The 22669-nt window shown below is 70.2% G+C and carries 17 protein-coding genes; 9 read left to right on the forward strand and 8 right to left on the reverse strand.

Annotation, left to right across the window (positions count from 1 at the left end; translation table 11 throughout):
- Positions 1 to 73: 73 nt before the first annotated feature.
- The 6 genes from IE321_RS28760 to IE321_RS28785 form a co-directional block, all read right to left on the reverse strand.
- Entirely contained in the window at positions 74 to 2338 is a 2265-nt protein-coding gene (locus IE321_RS28760) for a DUF6571 family protein (protein WP_043230520.1), read from the reverse strand.
- A 39-nt stretch (positions 2339 to 2377) separates the two neighbouring features.
- Positions 2378 to 2878 carry a hypothetical protein gene (locus tag IE321_RS28765; protein WP_043230517.1) on the reverse strand — a complete coding sequence of 167 codons (501 nt, stop codon included), beginning with the start codon at positions 2876 to 2878 and terminating at the stop codon, positions 2378 to 2380.
- A 27-nt stretch (positions 2879 to 2905) separates the two neighbouring features.
- Positions 2906 to 3544, reverse strand: a complete 639-nt coding sequence (locus tag IE321_RS28770) for a hypothetical protein (protein WP_190225076.1) — start codon at positions 3542 to 3544, stop codon at positions 2906 to 2908.
- Between the two features lie 20 nt (positions 3545 to 3564).
- A complete protein-coding gene (locus IE321_RS28775; RefSeq protein ID WP_190225077.1) occupies positions 3565 to 5742 on the reverse strand; it encodes a hypothetical protein in 2178 nt (725 codons plus the stop codon).
- Positions 5742 to 6200 (reverse strand): hypothetical protein, encoded by a 459-nt coding sequence (locus tag IE321_RS28780; protein ID WP_190225078.1) that lies wholly within the window; start codon positions 6198 to 6200, stop codon positions 5742 to 5744. Before IE321_RS28780 ends, IE321_RS28775 begins: the two co-directional genes overlap by 1 nt.
- Before the next feature lie 144 nt (positions 6201 to 6344).
- Entirely contained in the window at positions 6345 to 10310 is a 3966-nt protein-coding gene (locus tag IE321_RS28785) for a type VII secretion protein EccC (protein ID WP_043230511.1), read from the reverse strand.
- 362 nt (positions 10311 to 10672) lie between these two features.
- Between IE321_RS28785 and eccD the strand changes: the two genes are divergently transcribed.
- From eccD to IE321_RS28815, 6 genes are all read left to right on the forward strand, one after another.
- Positions 10673 to 12172 (forward strand): type VII secretion integral membrane protein EccD, encoded by a 1500-nt coding sequence (eccD, locus tag IE321_RS28790; RefSeq protein WP_190225079.1) that lies wholly within the window; start codon positions 10673 to 10675, stop codon positions 12170 to 12172.
- Between the two features lie 166 nt (positions 12173 to 12338).
- Positions 12339 to 12629, forward strand: coding sequence for a 30S ribosomal protein S15 (gene rpsO, locus IE321_RS28795; RefSeq protein WP_043230508.1), 291 nt, complete (start codon positions 12339 to 12341; stop codon positions 12627 to 12629).
- A 282-nt stretch (positions 12630 to 12911) separates the two neighbouring features.
- Positions 12912 to 15122 (forward strand): polyribonucleotide nucleotidyltransferase, encoded by a 2211-nt coding sequence (locus tag IE321_RS28800; protein ID WP_043230507.1) that lies wholly within the window; start codon positions 12912 to 12914, stop codon positions 15120 to 15122.
- On the forward strand, positions 15119 to 16498 hold the full coding sequence (locus tag IE321_RS28805; protein WP_190225080.1) for a M16 family metallopeptidase: 1380 nt from the start codon (positions 15119 to 15121) through the stop codon (positions 16496 to 16498). The genes IE321_RS28800 and IE321_RS28805 overlap by 4 nt, the downstream gene beginning before the upstream one ends.
- Before the next feature lie 25 nt (positions 16499 to 16523).
- Positions 16524 to 17276: a 4-hydroxy-tetrahydrodipicolinate reductase gene (dapB, locus tag IE321_RS28810; protein ID WP_043230501.1), complete on the forward strand. Its 753-nt coding sequence runs from the start codon at positions 16524 to 16526 to the stop codon at positions 17274 to 17276.
- 5 nt (positions 17277 to 17281) lie between these two features.
- Positions 17282 to 17734 (forward strand): membrane protein, encoded by a 453-nt coding sequence (locus IE321_RS28815; protein WP_043230500.1) that lies wholly within the window; start codon positions 17282 to 17284, stop codon positions 17732 to 17734.
- Here the strand turns inward: IE321_RS28815 and IE321_RS28820 are convergent.
- Together IE321_RS28820 and IE321_RS28825 are read right to left on the reverse strand one after the other, a co-directional pair.
- On the reverse strand, positions 17724 to 18272 hold the full coding sequence (locus tag IE321_RS28820) for an SCO5741 family PH domain-containing membrane protein (RefSeq protein WP_043230499.1): 549 nt from the start codon (positions 18270 to 18272) through the stop codon (positions 17724 to 17726). The two genes, IE321_RS28815 and IE321_RS28820, sit on opposite strands and share 11 nt — an antisense overlap.
- Before the next feature lie 54 nt (positions 18273 to 18326).
- A complete protein-coding gene (locus IE321_RS28825; protein WP_043230496.1) occupies positions 18327 to 18566 on the reverse strand; it encodes a hypothetical protein in 240 nt (79 codons plus the stop codon).
- A gap of 190 nt (positions 18567 to 18756) precedes the next feature.
- Between IE321_RS28825 and thyX the strand changes: the two genes are divergently transcribed.
- The 3 genes from thyX to IE321_RS28840 all read left to right on the forward strand — a co-directional run bounded on the left by thyX (position 18757) and on the right by IE321_RS28840 (position 22375).
- Positions 18757 to 19497 (forward strand): FAD-dependent thymidylate synthase, encoded by a 741-nt coding sequence (gene thyX / locus IE321_RS28830; protein ID WP_043230493.1) that lies wholly within the window; start codon positions 18757 to 18759, stop codon positions 19495 to 19497.
- 177 nt (positions 19498 to 19674) lie between these two features.
- The gene (gene dapA, locus IE321_RS28835; RefSeq protein WP_043230490.1) at positions 19675 to 20574 is read left to right on the forward strand and encodes a 4-hydroxy-tetrahydrodipicolinate synthase; all 900 of its coding nucleotides are present in this window, start codon (positions 19675 to 19677) and stop codon (positions 20572 to 20574) included.
- Between the two features lie 115 nt (positions 20575 to 20689).
- Positions 20690 to 22375, forward strand: coding sequence for a ribonuclease J (locus tag IE321_RS28840; RefSeq protein WP_190225081.1), 1686 nt, complete (start codon positions 20690 to 20692; stop codon positions 22373 to 22375).
- The last annotated feature ends 294 nt before the right edge of the window (positions 22376 to 22669 follow it).

The raw sequence follows: 22669 nt of genomic DNA on the forward strand, positions 1-22669 counted from the left end.
GGTCGGATGAGGCGGAGGCGGCGGGGCAGTGGGGTCGTGTCGCACCGGGCGGCACGACCCCGTGGGGGGAGCGTCAGCCGGGCTGGATCTCGGTCTCCAGGTCGTCGGCCATGTGGCGGGCGTTGTCCGAGGCGTCGGAGAAGCCGTCGTCGGTTCCCATGCGCGCCCAGTCCGTGACCTGATCCCCGTAGGGCACGTTGTGCGCCTTCGCGGCCTGCTCCGCCGCGTACTGGCTCATGTCGATGTTCTTCTCCTTGGCGTGCTCCCAGACGTCCGCAGCCTTGAGGCCGGACTCCTTGAGGACGTCCGTCTCGGACTGCTGGAAGATGTGCTCCAGCACCATGGAGCTGACGGTGCTGGAGACACCGCTGGCGACGGCGCCGCCGACAGGGGTGGCGACGAAGCTGACGCCGACGCCGATGCCGGTGCTGATCGCGCCGGACCAGGCGTTCTTCTGCTGGGCGACGGAGTCCGTGAAGTCCTTCGCCTCCTTGGCCGCCGGGCCCACGATCGCTTCCTGCTGCCCCACGGCCAGCGTGCCGCCGATCTCGGCCGAGCGCCGGGAGATCTCCTCGATGGTGTCCTGCGGCGACTGCGGGTAGCGCTGGTCCTCGGGCGTGTTCGGGTTCAGGTGGTAGTCCATGAGGCTGCCCATGTACGCCGCCTGGCCGACCTCGACCGCCGCGTTGGCCTTCGGGTCCTGCCCGAGGGTGACCAGGAGACGGGTGACGTCCTTGTGGTCCAGGTCCGCCGGCGTCCCGCCGATGGGATAGAGCTTGTCGGTGTTGCCGCGGCTGTCGTCCGACATGGCCCGGTTGATGTCGGGGAGGTACTCGGACGTGATCTGCCCGATGCTGTCCGACATGTAGCTGTGCTTGGTGAGGCGCTCCGGGTCGTCGGAGACCGAGGCGACGATCTTCTGCATGAGCTCCGCCTGGTCCTTGCTGTGCGGCGGGGTCTCCTCGGTGGGCATCTGGCCGGCGGGGTGGCCGGTCGTCGCGGCCTCCAGGGCCATCGCGAGGTTGTTGCGGCCCTCGGTGCTGTCCTTGCCCTTGTCGTTGGTCTCCTGCGGCCAGTCGCGCTCCTCGAAGAGGTAGTCGAAGTTGGTGAGCGCGCGCTTCTCCTTCTTGCCGTCCTCCTCCTTGAAGTCGTGGTCCTCGTCCTTCGTGACGAAGTCCGAGTTGAAGAAGTCGGTCGCGGCGTCGGGGCTGTTGGACAGGGCGGCGAGGAAGCCGGTCATGGGGTCGGAGCCGGTGTCGGTGCCGGTGCGGTTGAGCCACGGGTCCATGCCCATGCGCTGCCACACGATCGGCACGTGACGGCCGTTGTCGGAGGCCTTCTTCTCGACGTCGATCAGCTTCGTGCCGTAGTCCTTGAGGAACTGGTCGTCGAAGTTGCCCCAGCGCATCAGGTTGCTCATGACCTGGAAGCCCTGGGTGGTGCTGTTCTTCGAGAGCGGCTGGTCGCCCGCGGCGATCATGTCGTACTTCCACCGCGACATCTCCGGCGAGTCCGCCTGGGTCGCGGTGGCGAGGGTGAGGCTCAGGTTCTTCTGGAGGTCGTCCATCTGGTCGAACCGGTCACGGAGCTTGTGGGTCTCGCGCAGGTCGTTCATGCCGGCCCAGAAGTCGAGCGTTCCCTTGGGGCCCAGCGTGGTCGCGAAGTGCTCGGCGAAGATGGGGTCGTTGGCGTACTGCTTCAGACCGTTGTTGAGCGCGTCGAAGTCCTCCGGGGTGAGGTCCCTGGGCTTCTTCTTCGCGAGCGCCGCCAGCTTCTCGGCCTCCTTGACCGCGTTGACCGCCGAGTCGCGGTCCTTGTAGGTCGCGTCCGAGAAGCCGTGGTCGGTGAGGTCGACGAGCGCCTTCAGGGCCGTGGAGGCGCTGTTGTCGATCTCGGTGGCCGTGTTGAGGATGCCCTGGAGCTCCTTCGCGAGCCCGTCGACGTCCGTCTGGCCGCCGGGGGCCTTCTTGTCGGGGTTCTCGCTGACCGTGAATCCTCCGCCGTTCACGGTGACGGTGAGGTTCTTGCCCCGACCGCGTTCTATCGCGTCCTTGAGCAGGCGCTGCTGCGCCTTCAGCTCGTCCCGCGTGTCCTGCATGATGTTGCGGATCGACGTCGCCTGGGTGACGGCGTCACCGAACTCACCGGCGGTCTTGCCCACGAACTCGCGCGAGATCACCGCGTTGTCGCCGGCCCAGTCGGCCGTGAGGGCCTTCTTGTGCAGGCCGTCGTTCGCGTCCTTCTTCAGTGCCTCCAGCTTGCTCAGCATGCTCGTCCAGTCACCGACGGTGTCGTCGAGCAGCTTGAAGTTCGCCGAATGAAGGGCTTCGAAGTCCATCAGTTGTTCCCCGTCTTCCCGTCTTGCCGTCCCACCGGATCAGTCCTTCTTGGCCTTCGGGTCCGGCTTGTAGATCTCGTTGGGCTTGCCCGCCTTCGCCCAGTCGTCGTCGAAGCCCGCGTCGAGCGTCTGGATGCTGCTCACGTGCCGCTCGATGAAGATCTCGTCGCCGGCGTGCGCGTTCTGCGTGAAGTCCATGTGGTTGGAGATCAGCGCGCAGGCGTCCATCACCGAACCCAGCTGCTTGTCCCACCGCAGCGACACGTGCGACAGCGCCCCGCCGAGCGCGAACCCCTGCCCGCTGAGGTCGGACGCCGCCGAGTCCGTGGAGGTGACGCGCGCCTCCTTCCACAGCCGGTTGTACAGCTTGAACGCCTCGTTCCCGATCGCGGCCAGGTCCTGCTGGTCCACCTTGAGGAACCCGCCCGAGGCGCTGCCGGCGTTCGGCCGGTCCTCCGGCGGCAACCCGTTGAGCTGCATCTTCGCCGAGTCGCGCTCGGCCGCCGAAGACTTCAGCTGCTCCCACTCGTCCCATGCCATGGGTACCCACACTCCTTGCGGTTCGCGCTAGTTGGATCCGATTCGGGGAAGCTCGTCCGGGAATTCCCGAGGCTCCTGACACTCGCCGACCCGGTACGCGTGCCGGGCGAGCTGGTAGGCGAAGTCGGCCAGTATCTGGCGCAGTTCGGCGCCCTGCGCGCGTGTTTCGCCGACGGTCCGGGCCTCCGCGGTGAGCGAGTGCGCGTCGTGGCCGTCGCCGGCGTGCCGCGGTGTGGTGCACGGGATGTAGACGAACGCCGTGGCGGGTTCGGACCGCACGCTGACGTGAACGCCGTTCACCGACAGCGACCCGGACTCCTCCCCTCCCGGTGAGGAGTGCCGTTTCCGCCAGCTGTCGACCGTGGCGATGCCGGATTGCGCCTCGCCCGAGATGAGGGCTTCGTCCGTCCGTACGTAACACCAGTACGTGAAGGTGTCGAGCGCCGAGGACGTCGTGAGCTTCCCGCGTTCCTCGGCCTTCCGGGCGGAAGGCAGGGCACGGGCCGCGAGGTCCCGGTCGACGGCCCCCGCGCACGGCTTCTCGGGAAGCCGGTCGATCCCCTTGGTGAAGACCTCCACGTAGCCGAGCACGCCGCAGACGGCGAGGACGACGGTGGCGGCGGCGATTCCCGCGACACGCAGACGCTTCTTGAGAGTACCCGGCACGGTTCCCGTTGCCCGCCCCGTCATGAGGCGGGCCGGTGGTGGGCGTCCTCGAGGACCGTGTCGCTGTCGCGCCATCCGTCGTTGACCGCGTCACGTATGTCGTTCCTGGTCGATTCCGGGGGCAGCTTCGACCCGTACTTCTCGATGGATTCGACGGCCGATTCCTGTGTCTGCCGGAGAACCGAGTCCTGGTAGTCGTTCAATTCGTGTCCCGACGCGTAGATCGAGCGGTCCGCGGCCCCCGACGCCTGCTGGCCCTCCATCATGCGGTCGATGGCGATTCCGGCGATGGCGCCGAAGTATCCTCCGGCCGTCGCCGAGGCCACTGCGCCGACCATGCCCGCGGGGGCCAGGGCCGCCGCTCCGGCGCCGATCCCCACGCCCGCGATGCCCTTCATCAGATCGCCCTTGGTCTTGAGCGAGTCGTTCTGTTCCTTCTCGCTCGCGAGCGCGTCCGAGATGGCGGCGTCGGCGTTCGCGTGTCCGACGATCCCCTGGATGAGCCCGCTGCTCTCCGCGATCGTCTTCACGGCCTTCTCGGGGCCGCCGTCGAAGAGCTCGGGGTGGGAGATGTGCGCCTCGAGAAGGCTGGCGGTGTAGACGGTCTGCCCCATGACGATGCCCGCCCGGCCGTTCGGGTCCTGAGCGACCTCGTACAGGAACCGTGTCGTGTCCAGCCGGTTGAGGCCGTCGGGGGCGGCACTGTCCGTCAGGAAGATCGATTCCGCGCCCTCGCCGGCCATCGTCCTGCTGATCTCCGGCATGTAGGCGCTCGCCATGTTCCCGAAGCTGTCCCCGATGCCCTTGCTCACCAGGTCCTTGCCGCCGTCCGGCTGGGCCACGAGATGCATGACGTTGTTCATGATCTCGACCTGGGTCTTCGTGTGGGGCGCCGGGCCGGTGGGCGTCTCGCCGACGCCGACGCCCATCACCGCGGCCTCCAGCGCGTGACCGACCGCGCCGTCCCGGTCGGTGTACTTGATGCTCTGCAGGACGTGTTCGAGGACCTGCTTGTCGTCGAACGTGTCCGTGGCGGCCTCGGGGTTGTGGGACAGCGCGCCCATGAGGCCCACCAGGGGGTCGCGGCCGTCGTCCTTGCCGAAGACGAGGTCGGTGAGCTGGTGGTTGTCGCTCTTCCACAGGTCGTTGGTGCCCATGCCGGGGCTGCCGGCCGGCGCCATGTCCCGCGCGATGAGCTTCTTGCCGTACGCGTCGAGGAACTCGGCGTCGTACTTCCCGTGGTGCATCAGGCTGCTGATCACCTGGGAGCCGTACGCGCCGACCGTCCGCCCCGGGAGGTTCCTGGCGTCCGAGACGAAGTTCTTGTCCGTCTGGTCGACGAGGTCCTTCTTCCAGGTCTGCATGGCGTCGGCGTCGGAGAGCGTCGCGGTGGCGAGCGTCATGCTCAGGTTCTTCTGGAACTCCTCCATCTGCTTGAGTTCCCCGTCCCGGGCACCCATGTGGAGGTCCGACATCTCGGTCCAGAACTGCAGGGTCCCCTTGGCCCCCAGCTGCGTCGCGAAGCGGGCCGAGAAGAGCTGGTCGTCCTTGTACTTCGCCAGGGTGTCGTTGAACTCCCTCAGCTCGGCCTTCGACATCTTCTCGGGGTCCTTGGCCAGCTTCGCCAGGTCGTCGGCGCGCTGCATCGCCTCGGCGGCGGAGTCCCGGTCCTGGTACGAGACGCCGGAGAAGCCGTAGTCGGCCTGTTCCGCGATGGCCCGCAGCACCCGCGCGGCGGTCGAGTCGCTCGTGGTCGCCTTGGTGAGGATGCCCTGGAGCTCGTCGCGGAGGGCGTCCACGGCCTGCTGGCTGTCGGGCGGTTCGGGGTGGACGCTGACGAAGACCCGGAAGCCGCCGCCCTGCTCGCCCACCACCGAGAGCTTCTTGTCCCAGCCCCGGTCGATAGCCCGGTTGAGCTCGTCGCGGTACTTCACGAGTTCGTCGCGGGTGTCCTTGAGGATGTCCCGGATGCTGGTGGCCTGCGCGAGCGCGTCCGCGAACTCGCCCGCCGTCTTGGATATGAACTGCCGGGACACCGCGGCGTTGAGACCGCTCCACTTGGCCCGGTCCGCCTTGGCCTTGAGGTCCTCGCGGGCGTCCTTCTCGTAGCCCTTCAGGTACTCGGCTACCTTCGTCCAGTCGGCGATCGCCGTCCCCAGCGAGGCGAAGTTGCCGTGACGGAGCGCTTCGAGGTCCATCAGCGCTTCACCCCCTCGTCGAAGCCCTTGTCCAGGGTCGCGATGCTGCTGACGGTCGAGGCGATGTGGTACTCGTCGCCGGCGTGCGCGTTCTGCGTGAAGTCCATGTGGTTGGAGATGTGCGCGCACGCGTCCAGGAGCGTCTTCAGCGACTTCTCCCACCGGTCCTGCACCACGTGCAGCGCGCCGCCCAGCTCGAACTCCTGCGTCGTGAGGTCCTTGGCCGCCGTCTGGCTGCTGGACCAGGCGTCGCGGCCGTGGTTCCCCAGGCCCTCGAACAGCTTGAACGCGCTGTTCCCGACGGCCACGAGGTCCTGGTGGTCGACGGTGAGGTCACCGTTCGCACCGCCGCCGGCAGCCCCTTCCTCCCGCTCGTCGGGCACCCGGTTGAGCTGCATCCGTGTCGAGCCCTGATCCGCGGCGGTGGATTTCAGCCGCTCCCATTCGTCCCACGCCATGTCGTGGTTCCTCCCCGTGTCGTCCTGGTGTTCCGTCCGTCCGGACGGACTTCAGGCCGGTGGGTGGCAGGGCGGTCGCCGCCCGTCACCCACCGGCCTCGCGCTGCCCTTCCCAGGTGTCCAGCGCGGTCGTTTTTCCCCGTGCTACAGCTCCGGCATCCGCCCCGTCTGCACCAGCGGGTTGCCCCGCTGCCGGGAGACGTAGATGCCCCGGCCGGGCGGCATCGGGCGCATGCGGACGCCGCCGAGGACGTCGCCCTCCTGCGGGTCGCCGGAGAGGAGGACGCCCTGCGCGCCGAGCTCCATCATGCGCTGCATGAACGACTCGTACGACGAGCGGCTGGCGCCCGCCGCGCTGCGGGCGATGATGAAGCGGACGCCCACGTCCCGCGCGAACGGCAGCAGTTCCGTCAGCTTGGCGAGCGGGTTGCCGCTCGACGTCGACACCAGGTCGTAGTCGTCGACGACCACGAACAGGTTCGGTCCCGACCACCAGCTGCGGTCGCGCAGCTGCTGGGCCGTGACGTCGGCGGACGGCGAGCGGCGGCGCATCAGGTCGGCGAGCGCGTCGACGTGGTGGTCCATGTTGTTGGACATGGGCACGTACTCGGCCAGGTGCGACGCCGGCGTCACGTCGAGCAGCGCCCGCCGGTTGTCGATCACGAAGAACTTCGCGGCCGCCCCGTCGTACCGCTCGGAGACCTGCTTGATCATCAGCCGCAGCAGGTTCGACTTGCCGGACTCGCTCTCGCCGAACACCAGGAAGAACGGGTCGCGGTCGAAGTCGACGAAGACCGGCTCCAGGGCGTTCTCGTCGATGGCGAAGGCGACGCCCCGGCCCGGCTCCGCGTAGCCCGCCGGCAGCGTGTGCGCGTCGAGCTCGCGCGGCAGCAGCCGGACCTCGGGCGCGCCCGGCGCCGTCCAGTGCCGCGTGACCTCCTGCGTCATCGCGGCCGTCGCCTCGGCGAGGTCGCTGTCCGAGCTGATCCCGTCGATGCGCGGCACGGCCGCCATGAAGTGCAGCTTCTCCGGCGTCAGACCGCGGCCGGGGACCCCGGTCGGCACGTTGGCGGCGATCTTGCGGTCCAGCTCGGAGTCCATCGTGTCGCCGAGGCGCAGCTCCAGCCGGTTCATCAGGTGGTCCTTGAGGTTGGCGCGGACCTCCATGGAGCGCGAGGCCGTGATGACCACGTGGATGCCGTAGCCGAGACCGCGGGCCGCGATGTCGACGACCGCCGGTTCCAGCCCCTCGTACTCGGTGCGGAAGTTGCCCCAGCCGTCGATCAGCAGGAAGACGTCGCCCCACGGCTGGTCGGTCACCGAGATGTCGCCCCGGGCCCGCAGCCGGCGGAAGGTCTGGATGGAGTCCACGCCCGCGCTGCGGAAGTACTCCTCGCGCCGCGCCAGGATGCCGTAGACCTCGGCCACCGTCCGCCGCACCCGCTCGGGGTCGAGCCGGGACGCCACGCCGCCGACGTGCGGCAGCCCCGCGACCGACGCCATGCCGCCGCCACCGAAGTCGAGGCCGTAGAACTGCACCTCGTGCGGGGTGTGCGTCAGCGCGAAGGCGGAGATCAGCGTCCGCAGCAGCGTCGACTTGCCGGACTGCGGACCGCCGATGATCTGCATGTGACCGGCCGCGCCGGAGAAGTCCCGGAACAGCGTGTCGCGGCGCTGCTCGTACGGCTTGTCCACCACGCCCAGCGGTACGACGAGCCGTCCGGCCGCCTCGTACCCCGGCTGCGTCAGGCCCCGGCCCTCGACGCCCGCGAGCCCCGGCAGGACGGCGTCGAGCGGCGGCGGGTTGTCCAGCGGCGGCAGCCACACCTGGTGGGCCTCGACGCCGCGCCCCTCCAGCCGGCGCACGATCACGTCGAGCACCGAGTCGGCCAGCGCGTCGTCCTCGGCCTCCCGGGCCTCGGGCACCCGCGCCTGCGCCGCCGGCTCCAGGTAGCGCACCGGCACCGGAGCCGCGGTGAAGGGCACCGGCCGCCGGTCCACCGGCAGCGGCCCGCCCGCGGCGGCCTGGTGCCGGCCGGTGCGGTACGTGCCGGAGACGTACGCGGCCTTGAACCGCACCATCTCGTCGGTGCCGTACTTGAGGTAGCCCGAGCCCGGCACGTTCGGCAGCGAGTAGGCGTCGGGCACGCCGATCGCGGCCCGGGACTCGGCCGCGGAGAAGGTGCGCAGACCGATCCGGTAGGAGAGGTACGTCTCCAGGCCGCGCAGCCGGCCCTCCTCCAGGCGCTGCGAGGCCAGCAGCAGGTGCACGCCGAGCGACCGGCCGATCCGGCCGATCTGCACGAACATCTCGATGAAGTCCGGCATCGCCGTCAGCAGCTCGGAGAACTCGTCGATGACGAGGACGAGCGAGGGGATCGGCTGGAGCGGGGCGCCGGCCGCGCGCGCCTTCTCGTAGTCGTGGATGTTGGCGTAGTTGCCCGCGTCGCGCAGCATCTCCTGGCGCCGGTTGAGCTCACCGCGGATGGAGTCGCCCATCCGGTCCACCAGCGTGAGGTCGTCCGCCAGGTTGGTGATCACCGCCGCGACGTGCGGCATCTGGGACATGCCCGCGAAGGTGGCACCGCCCTTGAAGTCCGCGAGGACGAAGTTCAGCGTCTCCGAGGAGTGCGTCACCGCCAGGCCGAGGACCAGCGTGCGCAGCAGCTCCGACTTGCCGGAACCCGTCGCGCCCACGCACAGGCCGTGCGGGCCCATGCCCTCCTGCGCGGCCTCCTTGAGGTCCAGCATGACCGGGACGCCGTCCTCGCCCACGCCGATCGGCACGCGCAGCCGCTCCGACCGGGAGCGGGGGCGCCAGGTGCGGCTCACGTCGACCGAGGCCGCGTCGCCGAGGTTCAGCAGGTCGGTGAAGTCGAGGTTGGCCAGCAGCGGCTCGTCGTCGTCCGAACCGCTCGCCACCCGCAGCGGCGCGAGCTGCCGGGCGAGCGCCTCCGCCGCGTCCAGGCTCAGCTCGTCGGCGCTGCCGTCGTACACGTGCCCGTGCCCCGACTCCAGCCGCAGCGCGCCGCCCTCTACGACGATGGACAGGTCGCCGCGGGCGCCGGCGCCCCGGCCCTGCACGACCTCGATGATCGTCACGCCCTGGATGCCCTCCGGCGAGGCCAGCGCGGAGGTCTGCGGGACCGACTGCCCGTCGAGCACCACGACCAGGTGCGGGAAGTCGAGCAGCGGATGGTTGGGGCCCTGGAAGCGGGGACGCCCGTCGAGGCGCCCGGCGACCAGGTCCTCCAGCTCCCGGGCGTCCGTCGTGATCAGCCGCCGGCTGCCCGCGCCGTCACCGGGACCCGACGCCTGCACGTGCGGCAGCCACTTCGCCCACTCCCAGGACGGCGCCGCGCCGTCACCGGTGGCGACGACGACGACGAGGTCCTCGGGGGAGTGGAGCGCGGTCAGCGAGCCCACCATGGCGCGGGCGGTCGACCGGGCCGCCTCCGGCTCGCCGCTCACCGTGAGGTGGTAGAAGGCGCGCAGGGACACGGCCATCGGCAGGCCGTCGAGGGTGCCGTGCGCCGACAGGAACTGCTGCATCGCCCCGGCCGTCAGCGGTTCGAGCTCGTCCACGGGCGCCGTCTCGGGGGCGAGCAGCGGGGTCGCCAGCTGCTGGCTGCCCAGGCCGACGCGGACCTGACCGAAGTCGTGGTCGCCGATGCGCCGCTCCCAGATCCGGCTGCCCTCGGCCACCAGCGCCCACAGCTGCTCGGGCGACGGGTGCAGGTAGAACTGCGCGTCCCGCTGGAGGCGGGCCGTCCGCAGCACGGCGCGCCGCGTCTGCGTCAGGTACTTCAGGTAGTCGCGCCGCATGTCGGCGAGCTGCCCCTGCGTCCCGCGCCGGTAGCGGACCAGCATCGCGATGGCCATGGCCACCGTCGACGCGATCATCACCATGCCCATGATCCGCATGATCGGGTTCGGCGTCATGAAGAAGAACACCACGGAGCCGCCCATGCCGAGCATCGGCAGGAGCTGCATGAGCGCGCCCTCCTGCTGCCCGCGGGGCAGCTCCGGAGGGGGTTGCAACTGCACCTGCTCGTCAGGCACTTCGGACGGCAGGGCCCGCGGTGGGCGCTTGACGACGATCTGGCTCACAGCTCACCAATTTCCGTTGCCGGACGGAAAGTTCCTCCAGACGCCCCCGTGGCGACAGGATCCGTCCGCGGGGACGGATCCTACTTTGGTGCGGGGTCACGGGTGGGCGGTAGGGTGGCCCGAAATATTTGCGTGGCCATGAACTATCGCAAAAATCGGGTCATTCGGAGCGCAACATCCGCAGCGCGCGGACACGGCGCCCGAACCGCGTTCCGGGCCGCGCAGGACCGGCGGCCCGCGCCAGGTACGACCGGCGTTCCACGCCGCGCAGGACCCGCGGTCCCGGGCCGCCGGCCCCCTCCCGGGGCGTCGGCCCGGAACCCGCCGGACAGGATCACCACGAGGGGAAGCAGCAGGTGAGTATGACGGCCCCAGCCACGGCCGGCGGAGCCGGCCAGTCGGCTCCCACCACCGTGTTCCACGGCGGCACCGGCTTCTGCCGGATCACCGTCGTCGCGCCCGACGGCCGCGTCGACGTCGCACTGCCCGAGGACGTCGCGCTCGCCGACCTCTACCCGGAGGTGCTCCGCCTCTCCGGCCAGACCCCGGCCCCCGGCGCCCCCGTCGGCTACCACCTGGTGCGCCGCGACGGCACCGTCCTCGACGGCGGCCGCTCGCTGGCCGCCCAGCGCATCCTCGACGGCGAGCTGCTGTCCCTGCGCCCCTTCGCCGAGTCGCTGCCCCCGGCCGTCTTCGACGACGTCTCCGACGCGGTCGCCTCCGCCGTCTCCAAGGACCGCACGCTGTGGTCCGACGCCCTGATGCGCGGCGCCGGGCTCTTCGGCGGCGCGATCCTCCTCGTCCTGCTCGCCTTCGTGCTCTGGACCGCGGAGCCCCGCCACGACATGCACGGCCTGCCCGGCATCCTGGCGGGCGTCACCGGCGTCCTGCTCCTCGCGCTCGCCTCCGTCCGCGCCCGCGTCTACGACGACCGCGGCTCCGCCGTGGCCCTCGGCACCGGTGCGATGGCGAACGCCGCCGTCGCCGGCTCCGGGCTGCTCGCCCTCGCCGACGGCCAGGGCATCGGCAAGCTCCAGTTCCTGCTCGCCTGCACCGCCGTCCTCGTCTGCGCCGTGATCCTCACGATCGTCTCCCCCGGCGGCGACGGCCCCTTCGTCGCCTTCGTCTTCGCCTCCGCCGTCGGCGTGCTCGTCGGCTTCGCCGCCATCCTGACGGAGCTCACCCCGGCCGAGACCGCCTCGGTCTGCGCCCCCTTCGCGGTCGGCGCGCTCGCCTTCCTGCCGGGCCTGTCCACCCGCTTCGCCCGCCTCCCCATCGGCTTCGAACCGCCCCGGACCAACGTCGGCGGATACGGCTCCGACACCGAGCCCCAGGGCCCGGTCGACGCCGCCCGGATCGCCGCCCAGGCCCGCCGCGGCCACGAGCTGCTCGTCGGCCTCGTCGGCGGCTGCGCCCTGGTGGCCGTCGGCTCCGCCGCGGTCCTCGGCTTCTCCGACACCGTGTGGGGCCAGCTGCTGGCCCTCGCCACCGGCGTCGCGATGCTGATGCGCGCCCACCTCTTCCGCTACACCGCGCAGGTCGGCTGCGCCCTCGCGGCCGGCCTCGGCTCCCTCGTCCTGCTCGGCCTCGGCCTCGCGCTGAACCCGCCGGTGGAGCTCCTCCTGGAGGCCCTGAAGGGCGACGGCACGGCCCTCGACATCCGTACGGTCTGGCTCTCCGCCGCCATCGCCGGCGTCGCCGCGCTCCTCACCGCCATCGGGCTGATCGTGCCGCGCAAGGGCGTCACCCCCTTCTGGGGCCGCTTCCTGGAGATCGCCGAGACCTTCGTGCTGCTCACGCTGCTGCCGCTCTGCCTGGCGGTCTTCGACGTCTACCACTCCATCCGGGCGCTCACCTCCTGAGCCGCCTGGTACGCTGTGTGACGGCCGTTTGTGTGCGCGCTCCCGGAAGCAGGCGAGATCCCGCCTCGGGGAACAGCGCTCAACGGACCTTCGCTCCCGAGTCACGGAAGCTCCCCTGAGATGTAGACCAGGGGCACTCGTGGGCACGAAACCTGAGGAGAACCGCGTGGCTCTCGACGCCGCCGTCAAGAAGCAGATCATGACCGAGTTCGGCACCAAGGAGGGCGACACCGGCTCCCCCGAGGTCCAGGTCGCCATGCTGTCCCGCCGCATCTCGGACCTGACCGAGCACCTCAAGACCCACAAGCACGACCACCACTCCCGTCGTGGTCTGCTGATCCTGGTCGGTCAGCGCCGCCGCCTGCTGCAGTACCTGGCCAAGAAGGACATCCAGCGCTTCCGTACGCTGGTCGACCGCCTCGGCATCCGCCGCGGTGCGGCCGGCGGCGCCAAGTAATCCATCTGGATGGCGAACGCTGCGGAGGGAGCGGTTCCCACTTTCAGGGGGCCGCTCCCTTTGCTGTACGTGCGTGAAGTACCGACCGGCATTTACTCTGGTCGCAGAACGCCACAACCCGCGCGAGAAGCAGCCGGCACGCCGCCGGTCCTCGGTAGTGGCCCCCGGACCTCATCCCGGGTGCTTCGATCGAAGACCGGCCCGCCACATCAGCGCTTCTCCCGCACCCGTCCCACGCCACACGGGCGCGCGGACCAAAGACGAACGTAGGAGAAACCCATAGTGGAGAACGAGACCCACTACGCCGAGGCCGTCATCGACAACGGCTCCTTCGGCACCCGCACCATCCGCTTCGAGACCGGCCGTCTGGCCCGTCAGGCCGCCGGCTCCGCCGTCGCCTACCTCGACGACGACACCATGGTGCTCTCGGCGACCACCGCCTCCAAGCGGCCCAAGGACCAGCTCGACTTCTTCCCCCTCACGGTGGACGTCGAGGAGCGGATGTACGCGGCCGGCAAGATCCCCGGCTCCTTCTTCCGCCGCGAGGGCCGCCCCTCCGAGGACGCGATCCTCACCTGTCGCCTGATCGACCGCCCGCTGCGCCCGTCCTTCAAGAAGGGCCTGCGCAACGAGATCCAGGTCGTCGCCACGATCATGGCGCTCAACCCCGACCACCTGTACGACGTCGTCGCGATCAACGCCGCGTCCGCGTCCACCCAGCTGGCCGGCCTGCCCTTCTCCGGCCCGATCGGCGGCGTCCGCGTCGCGCTGATCAACGGCCAGTGGGTCGCCTTCCCGACCCACACGGAGCTCGAGGACGCCGTCTTCGACATGGTCGTCGCCGGTCGCGTCCTGGAGGACGGCGACGTCGCGATCATGATGGTCGAGGCCGAGGCCACCGAGAAGACCATCGCCCTCGTCCAGGGCGGCGCCGAGGCGCCGACCGAGGAGATCGTCGCCGCGGGCCTCGAGGCCGCGAAGCCGTTCATCAAGGTCCTCTGCAAGGCGCAGTCGGACCTCGCCGCCAAGGCCGCCAAGCCCGAGGGCGAGTTCCCGATCTTCCTGGACTACCAGGACGACGTGTACGCCGCGCTCTCCGACGCCGTCCGCGGCGAGCTCGCCCAGGCGCTCACCATCGCCGGCAAGCAGGACCGCGAGGCCGAGCTCGACCGCGTCAAGGAGATCGCCGCCGAGAAGCTCCTCCCGGCCTTCGAGGGCCGCGAGAAGGAGATCTCCGCCGCCTACCGCTCCCTGACCAAGGCCCTGGTCCGCGAGCGCGTCATCAAGGACAAGGTCCGCATCGACGGCCGCGGCGTCACGGACATCCGTACGCTGGCCGCCGAGGTCGAGGCCATCCCGCGCGTGCACGGCTCCGCCCTGTTCGAGCGTGGCGAGACCCAGATCCTGGGCGTCACCACCCTCAACATGCTCCGCATGGAGCAGCAGCTGGACACCCTCTCCCCGGTGACCCGCAAGCGGTACATGCACAACTACAACTTCCCGCCGTACTCCGTCGGCGAGACCGGCCGCGTCGGTTCGCCGAAGCGCCGCGAGATCGGCCACGGCGCGCTCGCCGAGCGCGCGATCGTGCCGGTCCTCCCGACCCGCGAGGAGTTCCCCTACGCGATCCGTCAGGTGTCCGAGGCCCTCGGCTCCAACGGCTCGACGTCGATGGGCTCGGTCTGCGCCTCCACCATGTCGCTGCTGAACGCCGGTGTGCCGCTCAAGGCCCCCGTCGCCGGCATCGCCATGGGCCTGATCTCCCAGGAGATCAACGGCGAGACGCACTACGTCGCCCTCACCGACATCCTCGGTGCGGAGGACGCCTTCGGCGACATGGACTTCAAGGTCGCCGGTACGAAGGAGTTCGTCACCGCCCTCCAGCTCGACACCAAGCTGGACGGCATCCCGGCCTCCGTCCTGGCCGCGGCCCTCAAGCAGGCCCGCGACGCCCGCCTCCACATCCTCGACGTGATGATGGAAGCGATCGACACCCCGGACGAGATGTCCCCCAACGCCCCGCGGATCATCACCGTCAAGATCCCCGTGGACAAGATCGGCGAGGTCATCGGCCCCAAGGGCAAGATGATCAACCAGATCCAGGAGGACACCGGCGCCGAGATCACGATCGAGGACGACGGCACCATCTACATCGGTGCCCAGGTCGGCTCGCAGGCCGAGGCCGCCCGCGCCACGATCAACGGCATCGCCAACCCGACCATGCCGGAGGTCGGCGAGCGCTACCTGGGCACGGTCGTCAAGACCACCACCTTCGGTGCCTTCGTCTCCCTGCTCCCGGGCAAGGACGGCCTGCTGCACATCTCGCAGATCCGCAAGCTCGCCGGCGGCAAGCGCGTGGAGAACGTCGAGGACGTGCTCGCGATCGGCTCCAAGGTCCAGGTCGAGATCGCCGAGATCGACCAGCGCGGCAAGCTCTCCCTGATCCCCGTGATCGAGGGCGAGGACGAGCAGAAGGACGACGCCTCCTCGTGACGTCCCGTAGTTCCGTGACGACGGCCCGCCCCTCCTCCGGGGGGCGGGCCGTCGCCCGTACCCAAACGCTTCTGCCCGGCAGGGACGGCATCGGCACCGTCCGCCGCACCACCCTCCCCGGTGGCCTGCGCGTGGTCACCGAGACCCTCCCCTCGGTGCGCTCCGCGACCTTCGGCATCTGGGCCCACGTCGGCTCCCGCGACGAGACCCCGACGCTGAACGGCGCCACCCACTACCTGGAGCACCTCCTCTTCAAGGGCACGACCGCGCGGTCCGCCCTCGACATCTCCTCCGCGATCGACGCGGTCGGCGGCGAGATGAACGCCTTCACGGCGAAGGAGTACACCTGCTACTACGCCCGGGTCCTCGACACCGACCTGCCGCTGGCGATCGACGTCGTCTGCGACATGCTCACGGGCTCGCTCATCCTCGACGAGGACGTGGACGCCGAGCGCGGCGTCATCCTCGAAGAGATCGCGATGACCGAGGACGACCCCGGCGACGTGGTGCACGACCTGTTCGCGCGGACCATGTTCGGCGACACCCCGCTGGGCCGCCCGGTCCTCGGCACCGTCGACACGATCAACGCGCTCACCCGCGGCCAGATCGCCCGCTTCTACAAGAAGCACTACGACCCGACCCACCTGGTCGTCGCCGCCGCGGGCAACGTCGACCACGCCACGGTGGTGCGCCAGGTCCGCCGCGCCTTCGAGCGCGCCGGCGCCCTGACCCGTACCGCCGCCGCCCCGGTCGCCCCGCGCGACGGCCGCAAGGCCATCCGCACGGCCGGCAAGGTCGAGCTGCTGGGCCGCAGGACGGAGCAGGCGCACGTCGTCCTCGGCATGCCCGGGCTGGCCCGGAACGACGACCGCCGCTGGGCGCTCGGCGTCCTGAACACCGCCCTCGGCGGCGGCATGTCCTCCCGCCTCTTCCAGGAGGTCCGGGAGAAGCGCGGCCTGGCCTACAGCGTGTACTCGTACACCTCGGGCTTCGCCGACTGCGGCCTCTTCGGCGTCTACGCGGGCTGCCGCCCCAGCCAGGTCCACGACGTGCTCGGGATCTGCCGGGACGAGCTCGACAAGGTCGCCTCCGAGGGCCTCACCGACGAGGAGATCACCCGCGCCGTCGGCCAGCTCTCCGGCTCCACGGTCCTCGGCCTGGAGGACACCGGCGCGATCATGAACCGCATCGGCAAGAGCGAGCTGTGCTGGGGCACCCAGATGTCGGTCGACGACATGCTGGCCCGGATCGCGGCGGTCACCCCGGACGAGGTCCGGGAGGTCGCCCGTGACGTGCTGACCCAGCGGCCCTCGCTCTCGGTGATAGGCCCGCTGAAGGACAAGCAGGCGGACCGCCTCCACCAGGCCGTCTCCTGACCTCCACCCCTAAGGAAGTAGTGCGATGAGCAAGCTGCGCGTGGCGGTCCTCGGTGCCCGGGGCCGCATCGGCTCCGAGGCCGTGAAGGCCGTCGAGGCCGCCGAGGACATGGAGCTGGTCGCGGCCCTGGGCCGCGGCGACGAGCTGGGGGCCCTCACCGAGGCCGGCGCCCAGGTCGTCGTCGAGCTGACCACCCCGGACTCGGTCATGGCCAACCTCGAGTACTGCGTGGGCCACGGCATCCACGCCGTCGTCGGCACCACAGGCTGGACCGAGGACCGCCTCGCGCGGCTGAACGGCTGGCTCGCCGCCTCCCCGGAGACCGGCGTCCTCATCGCCCCGAACTTCTCCATCGGCGCGGTGCTCACCATGCGGTTCGCCCAGCTCGCGGCCCCGTACTTCGAGTCCGTCGAGGTCGTCGAGCTGCACCACCCGAACAAGGTGGACGCCCCCTCGGGCACCGCCACCCGTACGGCCCAGCTGATCGCCAAGGCCCGTGCCGAGGCCGGTCTGGGCGCCCAGCCGGACGCCACCGCGACCGCCCTCGACGGGGCCCGCGGGGCGGACGTGGACGGCGTCCCGGTGCACGCGGTACGCCTCCGGGGCCTGCTGGCCCACCAGGAGGTGCTGCTCGGCGGCGAGGGCGAGACGCTCACCGTCCGGCACGACTCGCTGCACCACTCCAGCTTCATGCCGGGCGTGCTGCTCGGTGCTCGCCGCGTGGTGAGCACCCCGGGCCTCACGTTCGGCCTGGAGAACTTCCTGGACCTGGGCTGACGGTCATGGGCGGCAAGATCACGTACGTCTTCCTCGCCACCGTCCTCGTTCTGGTCTTCGGGGTGGTGGCGATGGAGGGCGTCCTGCTCCTCCTGACCGGCGAGCCGGCGGCCATGGGCATGGGCGCGGTGGCGTTCCTGCTGCCGTGCGTCGGCGGCTGGTTCCTGTGGAAGAACACCAGCTTCGCGCGGCGGGCCAACCGGCTCGCGGCGGAGCTGGAGGCGGAGGGCGGCCTGCCCGTCGACGAGCTGCGGCGCACCGAGGGCGGCCGGATCGACCGCGACTCGGCGGACGAGGTCTTCGCCCGGCGCAAGGCCGAGACGGAGGAGACCCCGGAGGACTGGCGCTGCTGGTTCCGGCTGGCGGTCGCCTATCACGACGCCCGCGACACGCCCCGGGCCCGCAAGGCGATGCAGCGGGCCATCGCCCTCCACGAGGGCCGGACGGTCAGCGCCTGACGCCGTACTCGGCGTGCCACGCCTCGACGGTGTCGGCGGCCCGGTCGAAGGCCTCGGTCCGGGAGAGGAAGTCCGCGTTGTGGTCGGTGAGCAGCACCAGCTGCTCGCCGGCCACCCGGTCGAGGAGCAGGGCCTGTCCCTGGACCGTCCGCGGGAGGTTCAGCCAGCGCACCGGCTGCTGCGCGGTGCGGACACCGGAGACCTTCGCCCAGGGCGTGGTGCCGGTGGTGAAGAAGCCGACGCGGCGCACGCCGGCGCGGCTGACCCAGGTCCCCATGCGCAGCAGGCGCAGCGCGGCCAGGATGATCAGCACGGCGAAGCCGAAGGTGACCCCCGCTCCGCCGACCGCCCCGGCGGCGGCGATGATCACCGCCGCGAGCAGCACGAACGAGGCGAGCAGCAGCGCGAGCGCCGCCGCACCGACCCGGTAGGGCCCCGGACGGTACGGACGGCGCCACTGGTCGTGGTCGTCGAACGGGAGCGCGACGGCGTCGGTGGTGTCAAAGTCACGGTCGGCCGTCAGAAAGGGCAGGGGCACGGCGGTTCCTCACTCACAAGCACGCTCGAAGGGGCGGTGCCCGGTGAGGCTACCTCAGCGGTTGTCGGAGGCTTCGGACTGCTGCTGGTGCGCGGGCGAGTTCGTGCTGTCGAGCGACGGCATCCCGAGGACCAGGGCGCCCACGAGCCCGGCGGCGACGGTCAGCCCGAGCAGCGTACGTCCGACGACCTGCCCCGGTCGGAGCCGCTCGCGCGGCGGCGGAGTGACGTTACTGCGGAATTCGTCGGCCTCCGACACGAACGCGAACGGTACGGCCTCAGTCCGCCTGAACATGGGTGGCACTCTCCTCGGTGGTCGTCGTACGCCTCACCAGTACAGACGAGCGAACCGAACGTTTGGTGCCGTTTTTCACCGAACCGGCCGAATCTCCTCCTTCGGACGGAGGCCGGGGGCGGGTGCGTACCCCTGGGGACGGACGTCGTTAGAGTGGACGACTGCGATTGGCGACTGGAAGGTACTGCTGGTGACCGACACCCCCACCGAGCCTGTGAAGATCGACCTCCGGAGCGACGTCACCGTCGAACTGGTCAAGAGCGCCGCGGCCGACTCGGACGTCCTGTGGGCGGCCCGGGTCTCCACGGCGGGGGAGCAGTCCCTCGAAGAGCTCCAGAAGGACCCGGAGCGCTCGAAGGGCCTGATCAACTACCTGATGCGGGACCGCCACGGCAGCCCCTTCGAGCACAACTCGATGACCTTCTTCATCAGCGCCCCGATCTTCGTCTTCCGCGAGTTCATGCGGCACCGGGTCGGCTGGTCGTACAACGAGGAGTCGGGCCGCTACAGGGAGCTGGAGCCGGTCTTCTACGTCCCGGACACCTCCCGCAAGCTGGTCCAGGAGGGCCGCCCCGGCAAGTACGTCTTCGTCGACGGCAGCCGGGAGCAGCACGCGCTGGTCGACGAGGCGATGACCCGGTCGTACCGCCAGGCGTACGAGACGTACCAGGAGATGCTGGCCGGCGGCGTCGCCCGCGAGGTCGCCCGCGCGGTCCTGCCGGTCGGTCTCTACTCCTCGATGTACGCCACCTGCAACGCCCGCTCGCTGATGCACTTCCTCGGCCTGCGCACCCAGCACGAGCTGGCCACGGTGCCGTCCTTCCCGCAGCGGGAGATCGAGATGGTCGGCGAGAAGATGGAGGAGCACTGGGCCCGGCTGATGCCGCTGACCCACGCGGCCTTCAACAAGAACGGACGCGTCGCGCCGTAGCGGACAGATGTTCGTCCACTCTCACGAAGTGTCCGTATTGCGACGTTTCGTGAAGTTCATCTAGGCTGATCAAACGGACCCGGCACTGCTTGAACCCCCGAGCAGGCAGTGCCGGGCTCCTCTTCTCACGTCCCCCGAGGGGACACCCGGCGCTGAGCAGCGAGTAGCGTGTTACCCATGGCTCCGATCTCCACTCCGCAGACCCCCTTCGGGCGGGTCCTCACCGCCATGGTCACGCCCTTCACGGCGGACGGCGCACTCGACCTCGACGGCGCCCGGCGACTCGCCACCCACCTGGTGGACGCAGGCAACGACGGCCTCGTCGTCAACGGCACCACCGGCGAGTCCCCCACCACCAGCGACGCGGAGAAATCGGAGCTCGTACGCGCCGTCCTGGAAGCGGTCGGAGACCGCGCCCACGTCGTCGCCGGCATCGGCACCAACGACACCCACCACTCGATCGAGCTGGCCCGCGCCGCCGAGCGCGACGGCGCCCACGGCCTCCTCGCCGTCACGCCGTACTACAACAAGCCCCCGCAGGAGGGCCTGTACCGGCACTTCACGGCCATCGCCGACGCCACCGGCCTCCCGGTGATGCTGTACGACATCCCCGGCCGCTCCGGCGTCCCGATCGACACCGAGACGATCGTCCGGCTCGCCGAGCACCCCCGGATCGTCGCCAACAAGGACGCCAAGGGCGACCTCGGCCGCGCCAGCTGGGCCATCGCCCGCTCCGGCCTCGCCTGGTACTCCGGCGACGACATGCTCAACCTGCCGCTGCTCTCCGTCGGAGCCGTCGGCTTCGTCTCCGTCGTGGGCCACGTCGTCACCCCCGACCTGCGCGCCCTCCTCGACGCCCACCTCGCGGGCGACTTCGAGAAGGCCACCGAGATCCACCAGAAGCTGCTCCCGGTCTACACCGGCATGTTCCGCACCCAGGGCGTCATGACCACCAAGGCCGCGCTCGCCCTCCAGGGCCTCCCGGCCGGCCCGCTGCGCCTCCCGCTCGTCGAGCTCTCCGCGCGGGAGACCGACCAGCTCAAGGTCGACCTCGCCGCCGGCGGGGTAGATCTCTGACACCGGACTTCACAACTGAACAAGGCGACAACCGAAAACCGACAACAGCAAGTGCACGATTGTCATGCGCGCCACGTGCCGACCGGTACGTGGCGCGTGTGGTGAGGAGAGACTTTTGAGCCATCCGCATCCCGAACTCGGCGCTCCGCCGAAGCTCCCCCAGGGCGCCCTGCGCGTCATCCCGCTCGGGGGGCTCGGCGAGATCGGCCGGAACATGACGGTCTTCGAGTTCGACGGCCGTCTGCTGATCGTCGACTGCGGCGTCCTCTTCCCCGAGGAGGAGCAGCCGGGCGTCGACCTGATCCTGCCGGACTTCACCATCATCCGGGACCGTCTGGACGACATCGAGGGCATCGTGCTCACGCACGGCCACGAGGACCACATCGGTGCCGTCCCCTACCTGCTCCGGCTGAGGGCGGACATCCCGCTCATCGGCTCGAAGCTGACCCTCGCGCTGATCGAGGCCAAGCTCCAGGAGCACCGCATCCGCCCCTACACCCTTGAGGTGAAGGAGGGTGACCGCGAGGTCCTGGGTGCCTTCGACTGCGAGTTCATCGCGGTCAACCACTCCATCCCGGACGCGCTGGCGGTCGCCATCCGCACCCCCGCGGGCATGGCCGTCGCCACCGGCGACTTCAAGATGGACCAGCTCCCGCTGGACGGCCGCCTCACGGACCTGCACACGTTCGCGCGGCTCAGCGAGGAGGGCATCGACCTCCTGCTGTCCGACTCGACGAACGCCGAGGTCCCCGGCTTCGTCCCGCCGGAGAAGGACATCTCCAACGTCCTGCGGAACGTCTTCGCGAACGCCCAGAAGCGGATCATCGTGGCGAGCTTCGCCAGCCACGTGCACCGCATCCAGCAGATCCTCGACGCCGCCCACGAGTACGGCCGCCGGGTCGCCTTCGTCGGCCGCTCGATGGTCCGCAACATGGGCATCGCCCGCGACCTCGGCTACCTCAAGGTCCCGGCCGGCCTCGTCGTGGACGTGAAGACGCTGGACGACCTGCCGGACGACGAGGTCGTGCTGGTCTGCACGGGTTCCCAGGGCGAGCCGATGGCCGCCCTGTCCCGGATGGCCAACCGCGACCACCAGATCCGGATCGTCCCCGGCGACACGGTCATCCTGGCCTCGTCCCTCATCCCGGGCAACGAGAACGCGGTCTACCGCGTGATCAACGGCCTGACCCGCTGGGGCGCCAACGTCGTCCACAAGGGCAACGCCAAGGTCCACGTCTCGGGCCACGCCTCGGCCGGCGAGCTGCTGTACTTCTACAACATCTGCCGGCCGAAGAACCTCATGCCGGTCCACGGCGAGTGGCGCCACCTGCGCGCCAACGCCGAGCTCGGCGCGATGACGGGGATCCCGAAGGACCACATCGTCATCGCCGAGGACGGCGTCGTCGTCGACCTGGTCGACGGCCGCGCCCGCATCACCGGCAAGGTCCAGGCGGGCTACGTGTACGTGGACGGCCTCTCGGTCGGCGACGTCACCGAGTCCTCCCTGAAGGACCGCCGGATCCTCGGCGAGGAGGGCATCATCTCGGTCTTCCTGGTGGTGGACTCCTCCACCGGCAAGATCACCGGCGGCCCGCACCTCCACGCGCGCGGCTCCGGCATCGAGGACTCCGCCTTCGACGCGGTGATCCCGAAGATCGAGCAGGCGCTGAACAAGTCCGCGCAGGACGGCGTCGTCGAGCCCCACCAGCTCCAGCAGCTGATCCGCCGCACCGTCGGCAAGTGGGTCTCCGACACCTACCGCCGTCGCCCGATGATCCTCCCGGTCGTCGTCGAGGTCTGAGCCCGAAGGGCCTGACCAGCGTGGTTACGGAGCGGGGCTCCTCGATTTGCATCGGGGCGCCCCGCTCCAGTACGTTTACGGCTCCGCCAGAACGGGAAGCCCCGGCGCCGCAGTGCGCCCGGCCGGCTGAACGGGAGGCGGGAAATCCGACTCAGATCTTCTGATAAAGTCGGAAAGCGCCGGAAGGCCCCGAAGAAACAAAAATTCGGGACCGGAAAGCACCGAGGAAATCGGGTCGAAAAGATCTGATAGAGTCGGAAACGCAGGAAGCGCCCGGAGGGCCTGGGAACAGGA

It is taken from the genome of Streptomyces hydrogenans (genome assembly GCF_014656075.1).
Lineage (GTDB): Bacteria > Actinomycetota > Actinomycetes > Streptomycetales > Streptomycetaceae > Streptomyces > Streptomyces hydrogenans.